Source organism: Pseudomonas migulae, from assembly GCF_043225285.1.
Classification (GTDB): Bacteria; Pseudomonadota; Gammaproteobacteria; order Pseudomonadales; family Pseudomonadaceae; genus Aquipseudomonas; species Aquipseudomonas migulae_C.
On sequence record NZ_CP171224.1, the window covers coordinates 6,053,848 to 6,071,787 of the forward strand.

The following is a 17,940-nucleotide window of genomic DNA, read 5'->3' on the forward strand; positions in this document are numbered from 1 at the left end:
TCGAACATGAGAAGCATCGTCAAGGCCGTCAGCCTGAACAAGTATTACGACCAGTTCCACGCCCTCAAGGACGTCAACATCGAGGTCGAGCAAGGCGAAGTGCTGTGCATCATCGGCCCGTCCGGCTCCGGCAAAAGCACCTTGCTGCGCTGCGTCAACCAACTGGAAAAGATCGACAAGGGCGGCCTCTGGGTGGATGGCGAGCTGGTGGGCTACCGCGTCGTCGGCAACAAGCTGCACGAACTCAACGAGTCGCAGATCGCCCGGCAACGCCTGTCCACCGGCATGGTGTTCCAGCGTTTCAACCTGTTCCCGCACATGACTGTGCTGCAAAACATCATCGAAGGGCCGTGCCAGGTGCTCAAGCGTTCGCCCAAAGAGGCGCATGAAGAAGCCCTGGAACTGCTCGCCCGCGTCGGCCTGGCCGACAAGCGCAACAGCTACCCGATCGAACTGTCGGGTGGTCAGCAGCAACGTGTCGCCATTGCCCGTGCCCTGGCCATGCGTCCCAAGCTGATGCTGTTCGATGAACCCACTTCGGCACTCGACCCGGAACTGGTCGGAGAGGTGCTGTCGGTGATGCGCGACCTCGCGCAAACCGGCATGACCATGATCGTCGTCACTCATGAACTGGGCTTCGCCCGTGAGGTTTCCAACCGCATGGTGTTCATGGACGGTGGGCAGATCGTGGAGGCAGGAAGCCCCGAAGAAATACTAATAAGTCCGCAAAACCCACGCACCCAAAGCTTCATTTCTGCCGTTCGAACCTAAGCGCCGGCTGGCGTAACAACACTCATAAGAGAACGACCATGAAGAACTTCGTAATCCCAGCAGTACTCGCAGGCCTGATGGCCTCCAGCGTCAGCTTCGCCGCCGAATTGCCGGCCAGCATCAAGGCCAAGGGCGAGATCGTCGTCGCGATCATGCCGAACTACCCGCCGATGGATTTCAAGGACCCGGCCACCAACACGCTGACTGGCCTGGACGTTGACCTGGGCAATGCCCTGGCCGAACGTCTGGGCGTGAAGATCAAATGGCAGGAAACCGGCTTCGAGCAAATGATCAACGCGCTCACCACTGACCGCGTCGACATGGTGCTTTCGGGCATGACCGACACCGCCGAGCGTCAGGCCAGCGTGACCTTCGTTGACTACTTCACCAGCGGTCCGCAGTTCTACACCTTGCAGAAAAACAAGGACACCAACGAAATCACCGACCTGTGCGGCAAGAAAGTCGGCACCAGCCGCCGCACCACCTTCCCGGCGGAAATCGCCGAGTGGAGCAAGACAAACTGCGAAGCCGCCGGCAAACCGGCCATCGTGGTAATCGGTACTGAAGGTTCGGCGGATGCCCGTGCGCAACTGCGTCAGAGCCGTATCGATGCGGCGATGCAAGGCAGCGAAACCCTGCCGTACCTCAAGACCCAGGAAAAGGACATGTACAAGACCGTGGGCCTGCCGATTTCCTCGCAGTTCACCGGGCTGGGCGTGAGCAAGAAAAAGCCTGAGCTGACTGAAGCGGTGAAAGTCGCGTTGCAGAGCATGATCGATGACGGCAGCTACCAGACCATCCTGAAGAAGTGGGACCTGGAGCTGGGTGCGATCAAGACCGTAACGATCAACGCCGGGAAATAATTCTCTCGGTATGAACACATCCCTGTAGGAGCCAGCTTGCTGGCGATGGCGGCGCATCAATCAGCATTGATGGTGCCTGACACACCGCTATCGCCGGCAAGCCGGCTCCTACAGGTTGCGTTTCGACATTTAGATACGGAGCACCCTGATGTCCTCCTCACTTCAACCCACCTGGCCCGGCCCGCACAAGGCCTGCCTCGCCCTGGCCTTCGACCTCGATGGCCCGACAGGCGATGCGATGCTCAACGGCTCGATCTGGCACAAGCCCGAGTACTTCGGTTTTGGCGGATACGGCCCTTACCGTGCGCTGCCGCGGCTGCTAGATCTGCTCGACGCGTTCCGCATTCCGACCACGTTCTTCGTCCCGGCCTGGGTCGTGGAGAACTGGCCGAAGCAATGCCAGGCGATCGTCGAACGCGGGCATGAGGTGGCGTACCACGGCTACAAACACGAATCCTTTTACGCCCTGACGCTGGACCAGCAGAAGGACGTGATGAAGAAATCCCGCGAGGTGTTCTGGAAGCACCTGAACATCCGCGCCGAAGGTTTCCGCACGCCGTCCGGCGATTGGCGCGCCGAGACCCCGGGGATGCTGGTGGAAGCCGGTGTCACCTATTCCAGCAGCATGCGCGGCGACGACCGGCCGTACCTGGTCAACGTGCCGGGTTTCGACACGCCGCTGGTGGAAATCCCCGGTCGCTGGGAGATGGACGATTACGCCTCCCTCGCCTACACCCGCGCGCCGAATTTCCCTTCCGGACTCGATCGCACCGCCAGTTATGAACTGACCCTGGACAACTGGTGCCGCGAATACGACGGCGCCATGGACGAAGGCTTGTGCCTGACCACCCTGTTCCACCCCAAGATCACCGGCAAACCGGGGCGCATCCTGCTGCTGGAAAAACTCTTTGAACACATGCGTCAACGGGAAGACGTGTGGTTCGCCACGTGCCGCGACGTTGCCCAGTGGTGGCTGAAGGAGCATCACCATGGCTGAATCCATTCTCTGGCCCAAAGGCTACCGCTGCGCCGTGGTGGTGACCGTCGACTACAACGACATCCACGGCATTCTCACCCAGGCCCCGGAAGTCGCCGGGCGCGACAAGACCCTGTCGGTCTGGCGCTACGGCACCCAACGCGGCGTCGACCGCCTGCTGGGTTTGTTCGAGGAACTGGGGGTTGCCAGCAGCTGGTTTGTCCCCGGCATCGTCGCCGAGGAAAACCCCGGGCACATCCGCGCCATTCAGGCCGGCGGGCATGAAATTGCCTGTGCCGGGTATCGTCACCAGGATTACGACACCTTAGATCTGGCGCAGCAGACGGCGGAAATCGCCCGTGGCTGCGACGCCTTGACCGCGCTGACCGGGCAACGCCCGACGGGGTTCCGCGTTCCCGCCGGCAACGGTGCGCCGGGGTTCATCGAGGCCTTGCGCGACCAAGGCATTCGCTGGTCGTCGTCCTGGCGCGGCGACGATCTGCCGTTCGCTCATCCCACCGCGCCTGAGGTGATCGAACTGCCGTTGCACTACGAGCTGGAAGACGAACCCTACTTCGCCTTCAACCTGAGCCCGGCGGTGCCGCCGGCGCAATCGCGGATTGCCTCTTACAGCCACACCCTGGGCAACCTGCAAATGGACTTCGCCGGGTTTCACCGCTTCGGCTTGTGTTACGTCCTTCGCCTGCACCCGGAGATCATTGCCACACCCGGACGAATCGGCGTGTTGCGCGAGCTGCTCCAGAGCATCCAGCAACACGACGACGTGTGGATCGCCACCGGTGCCGACGTCGCCCAATGGTGGGCTGATTCCGCCTCGCCTGTGACCGAGGACCATCCGGCGTCGGTGTACGAACGGCACTATCGGGACTACCTACTATGACCGAACGCTTGCAGCGGCTGGCGCAGTTTTGCGTCGACACACGATTTGAAGACTTGCCACCGGCGCTGGTTGCACAAGCAAAACGGCACATCCTCGACACCTTTGGCGCGACGCTGGCCGGGGCTGACAGCGATGTGGCGAAACAGGCGCGCCGGGTATTCGAGGGCGAAACCGGTCACTCGCGGGTCTGGGGCACGGACCTGCAGGTCGGCGCCGCTCAGGCGGCGATGCTCAACGGTGTCGCGGCCCATGCGTTGGAACTGGATGACACCGGCGGTTGCGATCATTCCGGCGCCGTGGTGTTGCCGGCGGTGATGGCGGCGGTGTCAATGTCCGCGCGGCCCGTCAGTGGTCGTGAGTTCATCACCGCGGTGGTCATCGGTTACGAAGTCGGCCGCCGTGTGCTCGAAGCCTGTGGCGGTTACTCGGCGCACAACGGCGCCGGCTGGCATTCCACCGCAACCTGCGGCGTGTTTGGCGCGGCAGCCGCGAGTGCTCGCATCCTTGGTTTGAACGCCGGGCAACTGCGCTCGGCACTCGGCATCGCCGGCAGTTTCAGCGGTGGTTTGTGGGCGTTCATCCACGATGGCTCGCAGAGTAAAAAACTGCACAGCGGTCGGGCCGCCGAAGGTGGATTGCTCGCGGCGCGGTTTGCGCAGCAAGGCATAACCGGGCCGACGCAACTGTTCGATGATGTCTGGGGCGGGTTTCTCAAGACATTAGCGGTTGAGACTGCCCAGCCAGAAGCACTGGACGCCGATCTCGGGAGCGTATGGAAACTCGCCCGCTGTTCGATCAAGCCTTACGCGTCATGCCGTGGCACCCACTCGGCCATCGACGCGTTGGGCTTGTTGCTCGAACAACTTGAGGTGAACGCCAGTCAGGTCGAGGACATTCAGGTGTCGCTGTGCGGATTCCTGCAGGACATGTGCGGCGGCCAGGACGTCAGCACGCTGGCAGCGGCGCAGATGAGCTTGCCGTACGCCCTTGCCGCGCGATTGGTGCATGGCCATTGCCGGCTGGAAGCCTATGACGATGAACAGCGCGTGGATCCCCGGATTGGCCATTGGCTGGCGCGCATTCGCCTTGAAGTGAACTCGCAACTGTCAGAGGATGGCGAGCCGATAGTGAGCGTGCGGACGTTGGACGGTCGGCAGGCGAGTCTGTGTGTCGATCCGCCCTTGGGTGCGCCGGGCAATCCGTTGAGCGATGCCGTGCTGGAGCAGAAGTTTTTCAGTCTGGCGGTGCGGGTGATGCCGAGGTTGCAGGCTGAAGAATTGGTCGGGCAGTTGTGGCGGTTGGAACAGCTGGAATCGGTTGCTGTGCTGGATCGGTGGTTGAGTTGAGTATTGCGGTGACTGATCTGACCCAATCGCGAGCAGGCTCGCTCCCACAGGGGAACGCATTCCAAATGTGGGAGCGAGCCTGCTCGCGATTGGGCGCGATTCGCTACATCGCCGAACACCCTGAAATCTGAATAAGGACATTTGCCCCCCCGTGGCCACTTACTCGCTCGTTATCCGCCGTCTGATGATCGTTTCGCTGACCATCGTCGTCAGCCGCGCCATCACCAGCCCGTTGCTCACCTTGTTCCTGAGCAACAAGCTTGGCCTCAACCAACAGGACGTTGGCTTGCTACTGGGCATCGCGGTGTTCATCGCGACCTTGCTTGCGCTCTACGGCGGCTACATCATCGACCGCCTGGAAAAGCGCCGATTGCTGATCCTGGCCATGCTCTCCAGCGCCATCGGTTTCGTGCTGCTGACCTTCGCCGAAAACCTGTACCTGACCACCCTCACGCTGGTGATCACCGAAACCGCCTCGGCGCTGTTCCTGATCGGCTCGAAGGCGATCCTCAGCGAAAACCTGCCCATGGGCCAGCGCGCCAAGGCGTTTTCCCTGCGCTACACCCTGACCAACATCGGCTACGCCACCGGCCCGATGCTCGGCGTGGTGATTGCCGGGGTATACCCGATTGCGCCATTCCTGATCGCCGGCGCCATTGCGTTCTTCAGCATATTCCTGATGAGCGGCATCCCCAGGGATTCAGCCCAGACGCCAGCCATCGGTCAGCCACAGAGTTTCCTGAAAACCCTGATCACCCTGAAAAACGACCGCACGTTGATCATGTTCACCTGCGGCTGCCTGCTCAGCACCGTGGTCCACGGACGGTTCACCCTGTACCTGTCGCAATACCTGCTGGTGACCCAGGATTCCAAACGCGCACTGGAAACCATGGCCGCCCTGCTCGCCTGCAACGCCATCAGCGTGATCCTGCTGCAATACCAGATCGGCCGTTTTCTCAAGCGGGAACAATTGCGTTACTGGATTGCCGGCGGCACCAGCCTGTTCATCCTCGGCCTGATCGGTTTCAGCCTGGCCGATAGCCTGGTGTCGTGGTGCGTGGCGATGTTCATTTTCACCCTCGGCGAAATGATCATTTACCCCGCCGAATTCCTCTTCGTCGACACCCTGGCCCCGGAAGAATTGCGCGGCAGCTACTACGGGGCGCAGAACCTGGCGGCGCTGGGCGGTGCGCTGAGTCCAGTGATCTGCGGGTTCCTGCTGATGCACACTCCAGCGCCGACCATGTTCTACGCCTTGAGCGCGCTCACGGCCATGGGCGGGTGCCTGTGCTTTCTGAGTGGGCGTCGGGTGGCTTTACAGCAAAAATAATGCACTCAAACTGCATTAATATGAATTTGTCAGCATAAGGAATGAACGGCACACTGTGCCTCGTTCCTCCCCCAATAGTGGGAACACCTTCAAGGGCTTTCTGGGTATCCCAGCTAAGCCTTTTTTTTGCCTCGGTTTTTTCTACGGATCGCTCGCCAAATGCTCGCTCGCTGGTTACCCGCCGCCGTCAACACCCGCCCCTCGGAATGGAGCCGCGCCGCCATTGGCATGGCGCTGGGCACGCTGTTCAGCGTCTGGCTCTGTTCCCAGGTTTTTGGCATTGAAGTCGCCCAGCACTTGATCGGGCCGTTGGGAGCCTCGGCTGTTTTGCTGTTTGCGGTGTCCTCCGGCGCGCTGGCACAGCCTTGGTCGATACTCGGCGGTTACTTGAGCGCCGGGGTGATCGCCTTGCTGGTCGCCCACGTCCTTGGCCGCACCCTTGGCAGCGCGTGCCTCGCGGCGGGCATGGCGCTGATCTTGATGTGCTGGTTGCGCTGCCTGCATCCACCGGCCGGCGCCCTGGCCCTGACGCTGGTGCTGGCAGATCCGGCCACCATCGCCCTGGACTGGAAAGCCATGGAGCCGGTGATGCTCGGCGCTGCGACCATGCTGTTCAGCGCCCTGGCCTACAACAACCTGACGCGCATCCGTTACCCGAAACGCCCCGCCGAACCCGCACCACTCATGCCCCCGGCCGACAGCCAGGCCATCACCGCCGCAGATTTGAAACTGGCCTTGGCGGACATGGAGGCCTTCTTCGACGTCACGCCGGAAGACCTTGAGCAGCTGATTCATGCCAGTGAATTGCACGCCAAGCGCCGTAGCATCAGCGAAGTCCTGAGCCGTAGTGCCTGACCCGCTTTTCTGTAGGAGCGAGCCTGCTCGCGAAAAAACGAATGGCGCCGCAGGGTATCTGGATTTACGCGTTATCGTTCACGGTTTTCGCGAGCAGGCTCGCTCCTACAGAAATACTGCAAAAATGCAGATAGAGCCTGCACATATCCCGGTTGTACTCGGCAAATTTGCACTGTTACGATCCTGCATCGCTCGCGCGCGAGCTTCTCTATAAAGAACAATAAAAGCAGGGAGTTAGTGATGACTGCTCAGGTTTCATCGAAGGCGACTTCGTCCATGGATGCCACGCAAAATGAAGTGCTGGCCGAGGTCCGCAACCACATCGGTCACCTGACCCTCAATCGCCCCGCCGGTCTCAACGCCATTACCCTGGACATGGTCCGCCAGCTGCAGCGCCAGCTCGACGCCTGGGCACAGGATTCACAGGTCCACGCGGTGGTGTTGCGCGGCGCTGGTGAAAAGGCCTTCTGCGCCGGTGGCGACATTCGTTCGCTCTACGACAGCTTCAAAAGCGGCGACACGCTGCACGAAGATTTCTTCGTCGAGGAATACGCCCTCGACCTCGCCATTCACCATTACCGCAAACCCGTGCTGGCCTTGATGGACGGTTTTGTCCTCGGTGGCGGCATGGGCCTGGTGCAAGGCGCCGATCTGCGGGTGGTCACGGAGAAGAGCCGTCTGGCGATGCCGGAAGTGGGCATCGGTTATTTCCCGGACGTTGGCGGCAGTTACTTCCTGCCGCGCATTCCGGGCGAGCTGGGCATTTACCTGGGCGTCAGCGGCGTACAGATCCGCGCGGCTGACGCGCTGTATTGCGGGCTGGCGGACTGGTACCTGGACAGCAATAAACTGACCGCGCTGGACGAAAAGCTCGATCAACTGGAATGGCGCGACACGCCGCTGAAAGACCTCCAAGGCCTGCTGGCCAAACTCGCCGTGCAACAACTCCCGGACGCGCCACTCGAAGCGCTGCGCCCGGCCATCGATCACTTCTTCGCCCTGCCCGACGTGCCGAGTATTGTTGAGCAACTGCGTGAAGTGACGGTTGCCGACAGCCATGAATGGGCGACCGCCACGGCGGATCTGCTGCAAAGCCGTTCGCCGCTGGCCATGGCCGTGACCCTGGAAATGTTGCGCCGCGGTCGGCACCTGGGCCTGGAAGACTGCTTCGCCCTCGAACTGCATCTGGACCGCCAGTGGTTCGAGCGCGGCGACCTGATCGAAGGCGTGCGCGCCTTGCTGATCGACAAAGACAAGACCCCGCGCTGGAACCCGCCGACCTTGCAGACGCTGGACGCCGGGCACATCGCGAGTTTCTTCACAGGGTTTGACCGGAGCGGGAGCTGAGCCATGCACGATATCGAATTGAGTGAAGAGCAAGTCATGATCCGCGACATGGCCCGGGACTTTGCCCGTGGCGAAATCGCGCCCCACGCCCAAGCCTGGGAAAAAGCCGGCTGGATCGACGACGCTCTGGTGGCGAAGATGGGGGAACTGGGCCTGCTGGGCATGGTGGTGCCCGAAGAATGGGGCGGCACTTACCTTGACTACGTCGCCTACGCCCTGGCAGTGGAAGAGATTTCCGCCGGTGACGGCGCCACGGGTGCGCTGATGAGCATCCACAATTCCGTGGGCTGCGGGCCGGTGCTGAACTACGGCACGGAAGAACAGAAACAGACCTGGTTGCCGGGCCTGGCCAGCGGTCAGACCATCGGCTGCTTTTGCCTGACCGAGCCGCAAGCCGGTTCCGAGGCGCACAACCTGCGCACCCGCGCCGAATTGCGCGACGGCCAGTGGGTGATCAACGGCGCCAAGCAATTCGTCAGTAACGGCAAGCGGGCGAAACTGGCCATCGTGTTTGCCGTGACCGATCCGGATCTGGGCAAGCGCGGCATCTCGGCGTTTCTGGTGCCAACCGAGACCGCCGGCTTCATCGTTGACCGCACCGAACACAAGATGGGCATCCGCGCCTCCGACACCTGCGCGGTGACCCTGAGCAATTGCACCATCCCCGAAGCCAACCTGTTGGGCGAGCGTGGCAAAGGCCTGGCGATCGCCCTTTCCAACCTTGAAGGCGGACGCATCGGCATCGCCGCGCAGGCCTTGGGAATTGCTCGTGCGGCCTTCGAAGCCGCGCTGGATTACGCCCGTGGCCGCGTGCAGTTCGACAAGCCGATCATCGAGCACCAGAGCATCGCCAACCTGCTGGCCGACATGCACATGCAACTCAACGCTGCACGGTTGATGATCCTGCACGCGGCGCGGCTGCGCAGTGCGGGCAAGCCGTGTCTGTCGGAGGCCTCGCAGGCCAAGCTGTTCGCTTCGGAAATGGCCGAGAAGGTCTGCTCGTCAGCGATGCAGATTCATGGCGGGTACGGGTATCTGGAGGATTACCCGGTGGAGCGTTACTACCGGGATGCGCGGATTACGCAGATTTATGAAGGGTCGAGCGAGATTCAGCGGATGGTGATTGCCCGCGAACTGAAAAACTATCTGGTGTGACACCCTGCTGTAGGAGCGAGCTTGCTCCGGGCGGCGTTCCGACGATGGTCGTCAACGATGACGCGGGGAACCTGAAACACCACGGTGGCCTCAGGTTTTTCGCGAGCAGGCTCGCTCCTACAGTGGAACGCATTTCACCTGTGGGAGCGAGCCTGCTCGCGATGGCGTCATTGCAAACGCCGGATTACTTACCGACGAACTCCGCCTCACGCTTGGCAATAAACGCCGCCATCCCTTCCTTCTGATCCTGCGTCGCAAACGCCGCATGGAACACCCGGCGTTCAAAACGCACGCCTTCGGACAGGCTCACTTCAAACGCGCGGTTTACGCTTTCCTTGACCATCATCGCAATCGGCAAGGACTTCCTGGCAATCAGCGCGGCCACTTTCAACGCTTCGTCCAGCAACTCATCGGCCGGCACGATCCGCGCTACGATCCCGCAACGTTCCGCTTCCACCGCATCGATCAGGCGCCCGCTAAGGCACATTTCCATGGCCTTGGCCTTGCCGACGGCGCGGGTCAGGCGCTGGGTGCCGCCCATGCCAGGCAACACGCCGAGGTTGATTTCCGGCTGGCCGAACTTCGCGTTGTCGCCAGCCAGGATGAAGTCGCACATCAGTGCCAGCTCACAGCCGCCGCCCAAGGCAAAACCGTTGACCGCCGCGATGATCGGCTTACGGCGGTTGGCCACGCGGTCGCTGTCGCTGAACAGATCGTCGAGGTAGATCTGCGGGTAGGTCAGCTCGGCCATTTCCTTGATGTCGGCACCGGCGGCGAAGGCTTTTTTCGAGCCGGTCAGCACGATGCAACCGATGTTCGAGTCGGCTTCCAGGCCATCGAGGGCGTGGTTCAGTTCGCTGACGATCTGCGCGTTCAACGCGTTCAGCGCCTGCGGACGGTTCAGGGTGATCAGGCCGACACGGCCACGGGTTTCCAGCAAAATCGTTTCGTAACTCACAAGAGACTCCTTCTTAAAGACTGCGCGAAATGACCATGCGCTGAATATCGCTGGTGCCTTCGTAGATCTGGCATACCCGCACGTCGCGGTAGATCCGCTCCAGCGGGAAGTCGTTCAGGTAACCGTAACCGCCGAGGGTTTGCAATGCCGCCGAGCAGACCTTTTCGGCCATTTCCGAGGCGAACAGCTTGGCCATCGAGGCTTCGACCAATGCGGGTTTGCCGTTATCACGCAACGCCGCCGCGTAATGCACCATCTGCCGGGCGACGGCGATCTGGGTCGCCATGTCCGCCAGGCGGAACGCAACGGCCTGATGCTCGATGATCGGCTTGCCGAAACTCTCGCGTTCACGGGCGTAATCCCGGGCCGCTTCGAACGCGGCACGGGCCATGCCCACCGCTTGCGAAGCGATGCCGACACGGCCGCCTTCAAGGTTGGCCAGGGCGATCCGGTAACCTTCACCCTCCTCGCCCAACCGGTTGGCCACCGGCACTTTGACGTCTTCGAACAGGATCTGGCAGGTGTCGGAGGCGTGCTGGCCGAGTTTGTCTTCGACACGGGCGACTTTGTAGCCCGACGAATCGGTGGGCACGATCAGCGCGGTGATCCCGCGTTTGCCAGCGCTCGGGTCCGTCACCGCAAACACAATCACCACACCGGCGTTCTGCCCGGAGGTGATGAACTGTTTGCAGCCGTTGAGCACGTAGTGATCGCCTTCCAGGCGCGCGCGGGTTTTCAGGCCGCTGGCGTCCGAACCGGCCTGGGGTTCGGTCAGGGCGAATGCGCCGAGCATCGAGCCGCTGGCCAAGGGTTTGAGGAAGCGCTCTTTCTGATCGTCGTTGCCGTAGTTGAGGATCGGCACGCAACCCACCGAGTTGTGCACGCTCATGATGGTCGAGCAGGCGCCATCGCCGGCGGCGATTTCTTCCAGGGCCATGGCGTACGCCAGGTAACCGGTGTCGCAACCGCCCCACTGCTCCGGCACGAGCATGCCGAAGAAGCCCAGCTCGGCCATTTCGCCGATGGCTTCCTTGGGAAACCGGTGTTCGCGATCCCACTCGGCGGCGAACGGTTTCAGCCGCTCCTGGGCAAACTGCCGGGCGGCTTCGCTGATCTGCAGTTGTTCGTCATTGGGAATCATGGCAAATCCTTAATTTGTAGAAGCGCAAAACCTGTGGGAGCGAGCCTGCTCGCGAAGGTGTGTCAGGTGGCACACATGTAGCTGACACTCCATCGCGAGCAGGCTCGCTCCCACCTCGGGACTGCGTTCGCCCTAGTACAGGCATTCCACGGCCATGGCCGTGGCTTCGCCGCCGCCAATGCAGATCGCCGCAACGCCGCGTTTCAGGCCTTTCTGGCGCAGGGCCGAGAGCAGGGTCACGAGGATCCGCGCGCCGGACGCGCCGATCGGGTGGCCCAGTGCGCAAGCGCCGCCGTGCACGTTGAGTTTCTCGTGGGGGATTTCCAGATGGGTCATCGCAGCCATGCCGACCACGGCGAAGGCTTCGTTGACTTCCACCAGGTCCACGTCATTCAGCGACCAGCCGGTTTTCTTCATCAGGCGCTTGATCGCGCCGATCGGCGCCACCGGGAACAGGCCCGGGGTGTCGGCGAATGCCGCGTGACCATGAATCACCGCCAGCGGTTTCAGGCCACGCTTGTCGGCTTCGGAACGGCGCATCAGGACCAGCGCCGCCGCACCGTCGGAGATCGAACTGGAGTTCGCCGCCGTGACCGTGCCACCTTCGCGGAACGCCGGTTTCAGCGAAGCGATCTTGTCCAGTTTGGCTTTCGGTGGTTGTTCATCGTTGCTGATCACCACCTGCTCTTTCCCGACCGTCACGGTCAGCGGCACGATCTCGTCCTTGAAGCAGCCGTCCTTGATCGCCTGCTGGGCGCGGGTGGTCGAAGCGATGGCAAAGGCATCCTGGGCTTCGCGGCTGAAGCTGTTGGTTTCAGCGCAATCTTCGGCAAAGGTGCCCATCAGGCGGCCTTTGTCGTAGGCGTCTTCCAGGCCGTCGAGGAACATGGAATCGAGCACACGACCGTGACCCATGCGATAACCGCTGCGGGCGCGGTCCAGCAGGTACGGCGCGTTGGACATGCTTTCCATGCCACCGGCCACCACCACGTCGGCGCTGCCGGCGATCAGCATGTCGTGGGCCAGGATCGCCGCTTCCATGCCGGAGCCGCACATCTTGTTCAGGGTGGTGCAGCGAGTCGATTTATCCAGCCCGGCGCCCAGTGCGGCCTGTCTGGCCGGGGCCTGGCCGAGACCGGCGGGCAGCACACAACCGAACAGCACTTCTTCAACCGCGTCCGGCGCGACACCGGCACGCTCGACGGCGGCGCGAATCGCCGCAGCACCCAGTTGCGGTGCGGTCAGGCTTTTCAGTTCGCCCTGGAAACCGCCCATCGGGGTGCGGACGGCGCTGACGATGACGATTGGATCGTTGGAAAGGCTCATGACAAATCCTCCTTACTTGGCGGCCATGCGCAAGGCACCGTCGAGACGGATCACCTCGCCATTGAGCATGCTGTTTTCAATGATATGCCGGACCAGCTGCGCGTACTCGGCCGGTTTGCCCAGACGTGGCGGGAATGGCACGCCAGCGGCCAGGGAGTCACGGACTTCCGGGGTCATGCCGGCCATCATCGGCGTTTCGAAAATGCCCGGGGCGATGGTCATCACGCGGATGCCGAAGCGCGCCAGTTCGCGGGCGGCGGGCAAGGTCAGGCTGACAATCGCGCCTTTCGATGCCGCATAGGCCGCCTGGCCGATCTGGCCGTCGTAAGCCGCGGCGGATGCGGTGTTGATGATCAAGCCGCGCTCGCCATCCGCGTCCGGCTCGGATTCGGCGATGGCCGCTGACGCCAGGCGCAGCATGTTGAAACTGCCGATCAGGTTGACGTTGATTACCTGGCTGAAACTGGCCAGGGCGTGCGGGCCGTTTTTGCCAAGGATCTTCTCGCCGCGCACGATGCCAGCGCAGTTCACCAGACCGTTGAGGCCACCGAAGGCTTTCACCGTCGCCTGCACCGCCGCTTCGGCCGCCGTTTCGTTGCTGATGTCTGCGACTACGCTTTGCGCGCCGAGGCGAGCTGCCTGGGCCGCGACCGCCTCGGCGTTCATGTCCACCAACATCACTTTGGCACCGGCCGCGACCAGCATTTCAGCCGTGGCCGCACCGAGCCCGGAGGCACCGCCGGTGACGAGAAAAACCTTGTTTTCGATCTGCATCATTGTTTCCTTGGATTCAAGCTGAAACGTTCTTCGCTGCGGCCTCTTGAGCCTTGGCGATTTCCTGGTTGCGCAAGATAAAGCGCTGCAATTTGCCGCTTGGGGTTTTCGGCAACTCGCTGACAAATTCGATTTCACGGGGGTACGAGTGCGCGGCCAGACGCTTGCGCACGTGTTGGCGCAACTCTTCGGCCAACTCGGGCGCGGCACGGTATTGCGCGCTGAGCACCACGAAGGCTTTTACCAGTTCGGTGCGCTCCGGATCGGGTTTGCCGACCACGGCCGCCTCAACCACGGCCGGGTGCTCGATCAATGCGCTTTCCACATCGAACGGGCCGACGCGGTAGCCGGACGTGGTGATCACGTCGTCACTGCGACCAACGAAGCTGATGCTGCCGTCCGGGTTCCATTCGACGGTGTCGCCACTCAGATAATAGTTGCCGACGAAAGCCTTGGTCGGCGCGCCTTCATAACCACCGAACCAGCACATCGGCGACTGGGTGCGGTCGATGGCGAGGATGCCGGGCTGGCCGACACCGAGTTCCTGATAGTCGTCGTCCAGCACCACGATGCGATGACCCGGCGAGGCGAAACCGGCAGCGCCCATGTGGATCGGGTGATCGAGGCCATGGTGGTTGCACAGGACCATGCCCAGTTCGGTCTGGCCGTAATGGTCGTGAATCACCACGCCGAGGTTGTCGGCGAACCAGCGGATCACTTCCGGGTTCAGCGGTTCACCGGCGCTGCTGACGATGCGCAGCTTGCCCTTGATCGACTTGGCGAACTCGTCGCCACCGGCAATCAGCAGTCGGTAGGCGGTCGGCGAACCCGTGAGGTTGGTGATCCCGTATTTGTTGATCACCCGGCAGGTGCTTTCGAGGGTGAACGGGCCATCGTAGAAGGTGATCGGATGCCCCATGGCCATCGGCCCGGTGACGCCGAAATAGATGCCGTAGGCCCAACCTGGATCGGCGACGTTCCAGAAGGCGTCTTCCGGACGCAGGTCCACGGCGTCACGGGTGTAGCTCTGGAAGGCGACGATGGCTTTCAGCGGCACCGACAGTGCTTTCGACGGGCCGGTGGTGCCCGAGGTGAACATCAGCAGGAACGGATCCTCGCCGGTCAGCAGCACGGGGGTGCAGTCGGCAGAATAATTGGCCAGTTCGGCCCAGAAACTGAAGTCGCCACGAACGATGCCCTGGCCCTTCGCGCCACCGACGGTGACGATGGTCGGGCAATCGGCGACTTCGGCCAGTTTCGAGCGGTTGACCGCGTCGGTCACCACCACTTTCGCGCCGGAGCTGCTCAAGCGGTGTTCGATCGCTTTGGGGCCGAACGCGGTGAACAACGGCTGGTACACCGCACCGATGCGCCAGGCGGCGAACACGGTGATCAACAGTTCGATATTGCGTGGCAGCAGGCCGGCGACCTTGTCGCCTTTTTGCACGCCCTGGGCCAGGAGGAAATTGGCGAAACGCGCGGCTTTGTCCTGCAGGTCGCTGAAGGTGTACGTCGCGCTGGTGCCATCGCGCCCCTCCCAGAACAACGCGATGCGCCCAGGCAACGCATGCCGGTCGCAACACTCGACGCAGGCATTGAGGGCCGTCAGGTTGCCCGCGAGTGCGGCGTCGACGGTGTGCTGATAATTGAACTGTGACGTGGCAGACAAGTAATCGCGCATTGCCAGAATCCCTCGATATTTTTATTAGGTTGGGGGAACCGTAACTATCAGGGAAATACTCGCTCTGCGCGGGGGGTGGGGCAATGGTCAAAGCTATCAAGTTGTCTGACTGGTTTGGCCAAGGTTTTGGACGGTGGTGCCTGTACGTACGCCATCGTCGGAACGCCGCCCGCAGCAAGCCGGCTCCTACAGTTTGAAATGCGATCCCCTGTAGGAGCCAGCTTGCTGGCGATGGCGGCAGCCCAATCGCCACAAAACCCGGATCAGCTCGCCTCGGTCAGAATCAAACTCCGGTAATGCCCCGGATTCGACCCCGACCACTTGCGAAACGCCTTGTAGAACGAACTCGCATCGGCAAACCCCAGCCGCGTGGCGATCTCGGCGAAGCTGATACTCGGCTCAGCCAGCCAGACGATGGCCAGTTCCTTGCGCACGCTGTCCTTGAGGCCTTGATACGTCTGCCCTTCTTCCGCCAGGCGCCGGCGCAAGGTCGACGCGGACATGCACAGTTGCTGGGCCAGCGGCTCGGTTTCCGGCCATCGCTCGGCGGGCAACTGCCGCAGGTCCTGCTTGATGCGGCTGGCCAGACTTTCCGGATCGCGATACTTCACCAGAATGTTCGCCGGTGCATGGGCCAGGAAACGCTTGAGTTCTTCAGCGCTGCGCTTGATCGGCAAATCCAGGCAGTCGGCCGCGAAGATCATCCGCGTGCGGGGCCGGTCGAAACGCAGGTTCTCGGAAAACATCACCTGATAGTCCGCGCAAAAATCCGGCGCCGGGCAACGCAACTCAATGGCCAGGATCGGAATCCGCCGCCCCGCCAGCCAGCAGGCCACGCCGTGAACGATCATCCAGTAGGTGAAATAGGTGAAGGCGCGGCGCGGGTCCTGGTCGTCTTCCAGCAACACGATTTCCGCGAGGCTTTGCTGGCGCACCAGCTGCGCAGGCAGGTGTTCGAGCATCAATGACAGAAACGCCAGCCCCGAGGTCAGGCCAGCGGCCAGGCTCGGCTGGACCATCGAGCTGCGGCACAGAAACGCCAGGCTGCCGGATTTGAGCTTGCGCGGGTCCATGCCGAAAAATTCGTCATCGCCTCGCCGGGCCAGCAACCGCCACAAACGCGCATAAGCCGTGGCCGGGACGCGGGCGTCTGGGGTTTCCAGAAATGCCGGATCGATCCCGACCTTGTTCAACACCTCATCGGTGGCAGCGCCCGGGGCGCAACTTTGCAACAGCGCTTCACGCACCAGTTGAATGGAGATGGTGTCTTTTTCCGACATTGCGCGGGGTGTGCCCTGTTGTTTGAGTGGTGGGCATATTAGCGCAGCCATCAGCATGGCGCAGATCCCCTTGTGGGAGCGAGCCTGCTCGCGATGACGGAGCATTTGCCAACACAACTGTTGAATGATGAACCGCTTTCGCGAGCAGGCTCGCTCCCACCGAGGATATCGGTGATGTTGAGGGTTGTTCAGCTTAGGTTCAGGTAAATGTCAATGATTGCCATTTGGGAATGAGTGTCATTATGTTACAAATTAGCACCCTATCTGTTTTCGACACGGTGCTGAATGCTTGTTCCTTTTCTGATCATGCTGCGCGAAGGCATTGAAGCCGCCTTGATCGTTGGCATCATCGCCAGCTACCTGCAGCAAACCGGCCGCGGCCAATGGATGCCCGCTGTGTGGATCGGCGTGTTTCTCGCCGCGGCACTGGCCCTGCTGGTGGGTGGCGGCCTGGAGCTGGTCAGCGCTGAATTCCCGCAGAAACAGCAGGAACTGTTCGAAGGCGTGGTAGGCCTGGTCGCCGTTGGCATCCTCAGTTCCATGGTGTTCTGGATGCGCAAGGTGGCGCGTTCGATCAAGCATTCGCTGCATGTATCCCTCGATCATGCACTGACCGGTTCCAAACACCAGGTCACCGCGCTGATCGCCATGGTGTTTTTCGCCGTGGCCCGGGAAGGTCTGGAGACGGTGTTCTTCCTGCTCGCCGTGTTCCAGCAAAGCGAAGGCCCGGGCGCGCCAATCGGTGCCCTGCTCGGCCTGATCCTGGCGATCATCGTCGGCTTCCTCATCTACACCGGTAGCATGCGCCTGAACCTCGGCGCGTTCTTTCGCTGGACCGGGCTGTTCATCCTCGTGGTCGCGGCCGGCATTCTCGCCAACTCGGTGCAGGCACTGCATGAAGCTGGCGTGTGGAACCACCTGCAAACCGTGTTGTTCGACTTCAGCGCGACGCTGCCGATGGACGGGCCACTGGGCTCGGTGCTGGCCGGCATGTTCGGGTATCAGGATGCGCCGACGGTCAGCACCCTGGGTGCCTATTTGATTTACCTGGTGGTGGCGCTGGTGATGTTTTTTCTCCCGGCGCCGGCACCCGCCAAGCAATCCTCTTCCGTCCCCCTGTAGGAGGGAGCCTGCTCGCGAAAGACCCGAGAGCGCCGCGGGGTGTCAGGCATCCCGCGTAATCGTTAACGACCATCGCGAGCAAGCACGCTCCTACAGAGGGGCGTACGCAAATGA

General features: G+C 62.0%; 16 protein-coding genes. 10 read left to right on the top strand and 6 right to left on the bottom strand.

The window, feature by feature from the left end; translation table 11 throughout:
• The first annotated feature begins 6 nt into the window (after positions 1 to 6).
• The 9 genes from ACF6ZU_RS27790 (at position 7) to ACF6ZU_RS27830 (ending at position 9,544) form a co-directional block, all read left to right on the top strand.
• Positions 7 to 771 (top strand): amino acid ABC transporter ATP-binding protein, encoded by a 765-nt coding sequence (locus ACF6ZU_RS27790; RefSeq protein WP_338581046.1) that lies wholly within the window; start codon positions 7 to 9, stop codon positions 769 to 771.
• Positions 772 to 809: 38 nt separating this feature from the next.
• The gene (locus ACF6ZU_RS27795; protein ID WP_392888940.1) at positions 810 to 1,634 is read left to right on the top strand and encodes an ABC transporter substrate-binding protein; all 825 of its coding nucleotides are present in this window, start codon (positions 810 to 812) and stop codon (positions 1,632 to 1,634) included.
• 148 nt (positions 1,635 to 1,782) lie between these two features.
• Entirely contained in the window at positions 1,783 to 2,631 is an 849-nt protein-coding gene (locus ACF6ZU_RS27800; protein ID WP_392888941.1) for a polysaccharide deacetylase, read from the top strand.
• Positions 2,624 to 3,511, top strand: coding sequence for a polysaccharide deacetylase (locus tag ACF6ZU_RS27805; RefSeq protein ID WP_392888943.1), 888 nt, complete (start codon positions 2,624 to 2,626; stop codon positions 3,509 to 3,511). Before ACF6ZU_RS27800 ends, ACF6ZU_RS27805 begins: the two co-directional genes overlap by 8 nt.
• Positions 3,508 to 4,857 (top strand): MmgE/PrpD family protein, encoded by a 1,350-nt coding sequence (locus tag ACF6ZU_RS27810; RefSeq protein ID WP_392888945.1) that lies wholly within the window; start codon positions 3,508 to 3,510, stop codon positions 4,855 to 4,857. The genes ACF6ZU_RS27805 and ACF6ZU_RS27810 overlap by 4 nt, the downstream gene beginning before the upstream one ends.
• A 151-nt stretch (positions 4,858 to 5,008) precedes the next feature.
• Positions 5,009 to 6,187 carry an MFS transporter gene (locus ACF6ZU_RS27815; protein ID WP_392888947.1) on the top strand — a complete coding sequence of 393 codons (1,179 nt, stop codon included), beginning with the start codon at positions 5,009 to 5,011 and terminating at the stop codon, positions 6,185 to 6,187.
• A gap of 159 nt (positions 6,188 to 6,346) precedes the next feature.
• A complete protein-coding gene (locus tag ACF6ZU_RS27820) occupies positions 6,347 to 7,042 on the top strand; it encodes an HPP family protein (protein ID WP_392888949.1) in 696 nt (231 codons plus the stop codon).
• 240 nt (positions 7,043 to 7,282) lie between these two features.
• Positions 7,283 to 8,389, top strand: coding sequence for an enoyl-CoA hydratase/isomerase family protein (locus ACF6ZU_RS27825; RefSeq protein WP_392888951.1), 1,107 nt, complete (start codon positions 7,283 to 7,285; stop codon positions 8,387 to 8,389).
• A 3-nt stretch (positions 8,390 to 8,392) separates the two neighbouring features.
• A complete protein-coding gene (locus ACF6ZU_RS27830) occupies positions 8,393 to 9,544 on the top strand; it encodes an acyl-CoA dehydrogenase family protein (protein ID WP_392888952.1) in 1,152 nt (383 codons plus the stop codon).
• Positions 9,545 to 9,728: 184 nt separating this feature from the next.
• On the opposite strand, the gene ACF6ZU_RS27835 is transcribed toward ACF6ZU_RS27830, so the two are convergent.
• The 6 genes from ACF6ZU_RS27835 to ACF6ZU_RS27860 form a co-directional block, all read right to left on the bottom strand.
• A complete protein-coding gene (locus tag ACF6ZU_RS27835; RefSeq protein ID WP_392888954.1) occupies positions 9,729 to 10,502 on the bottom strand; it encodes an enoyl-CoA hydratase in 774 nt (257 codons plus the stop codon).
• Between the two features lie 13 nt (positions 10,503 to 10,515).
• Positions 10,516 to 11,643, bottom strand: a complete 1,128-nt coding sequence (locus ACF6ZU_RS27840; protein WP_392888956.1) for an acyl-CoA dehydrogenase — start codon at positions 11,641 to 11,643, stop codon at positions 10,516 to 10,518.
• Between the two features lie 132 nt (positions 11,644 to 11,775).
• Positions 11,776 to 12,969 (bottom strand): acetyl-CoA C-acyltransferase, encoded by a 1,194-nt coding sequence (locus tag ACF6ZU_RS27845; RefSeq protein WP_392888958.1) that lies wholly within the window; start codon positions 12,967 to 12,969, stop codon positions 11,776 to 11,778.
• A 12-nt stretch (positions 12,970 to 12,981) separates the two neighbouring features.
• On the bottom strand, positions 12,982 to 13,743 hold the full coding sequence (locus ACF6ZU_RS27850) for an SDR family NAD(P)-dependent oxidoreductase (protein WP_392888960.1): 762 nt from the start codon (positions 13,741 to 13,743) through the stop codon (positions 12,982 to 12,984).
• 16 nt (positions 13,744 to 13,759) lie between these two features.
• Positions 13,760 to 15,424, bottom strand: a complete 1,665-nt coding sequence (locus ACF6ZU_RS27855; protein WP_392888962.1) for an AMP-binding protein — start codon at positions 15,422 to 15,424, stop codon at positions 13,760 to 13,762.
• Between the two features lie 263 nt (positions 15,425 to 15,687).
• Positions 15,688 to 16,704, bottom strand: coding sequence for an AraC family transcriptional regulator (locus tag ACF6ZU_RS27860; RefSeq protein ID WP_392888964.1), 1,017 nt, complete (start codon positions 16,702 to 16,704; stop codon positions 15,688 to 15,690).
• Positions 16,705 to 16,989: 285 nt separating this feature from the next.
• Between ACF6ZU_RS27860 and efeU the strand changes: the two genes are divergently transcribed.
• Positions 16,990 to 17,826 carry an iron uptake transporter permease EfeU gene (gene efeU / locus ACF6ZU_RS27865; protein ID WP_392888966.1) on the top strand — a complete coding sequence of 279 codons (837 nt, stop codon included), beginning with the start codon at positions 16,990 to 16,992 and terminating at the stop codon, positions 17,824 to 17,826.
• Positions 17,827 to 17,940 lie beyond the last annotated feature (114 nt).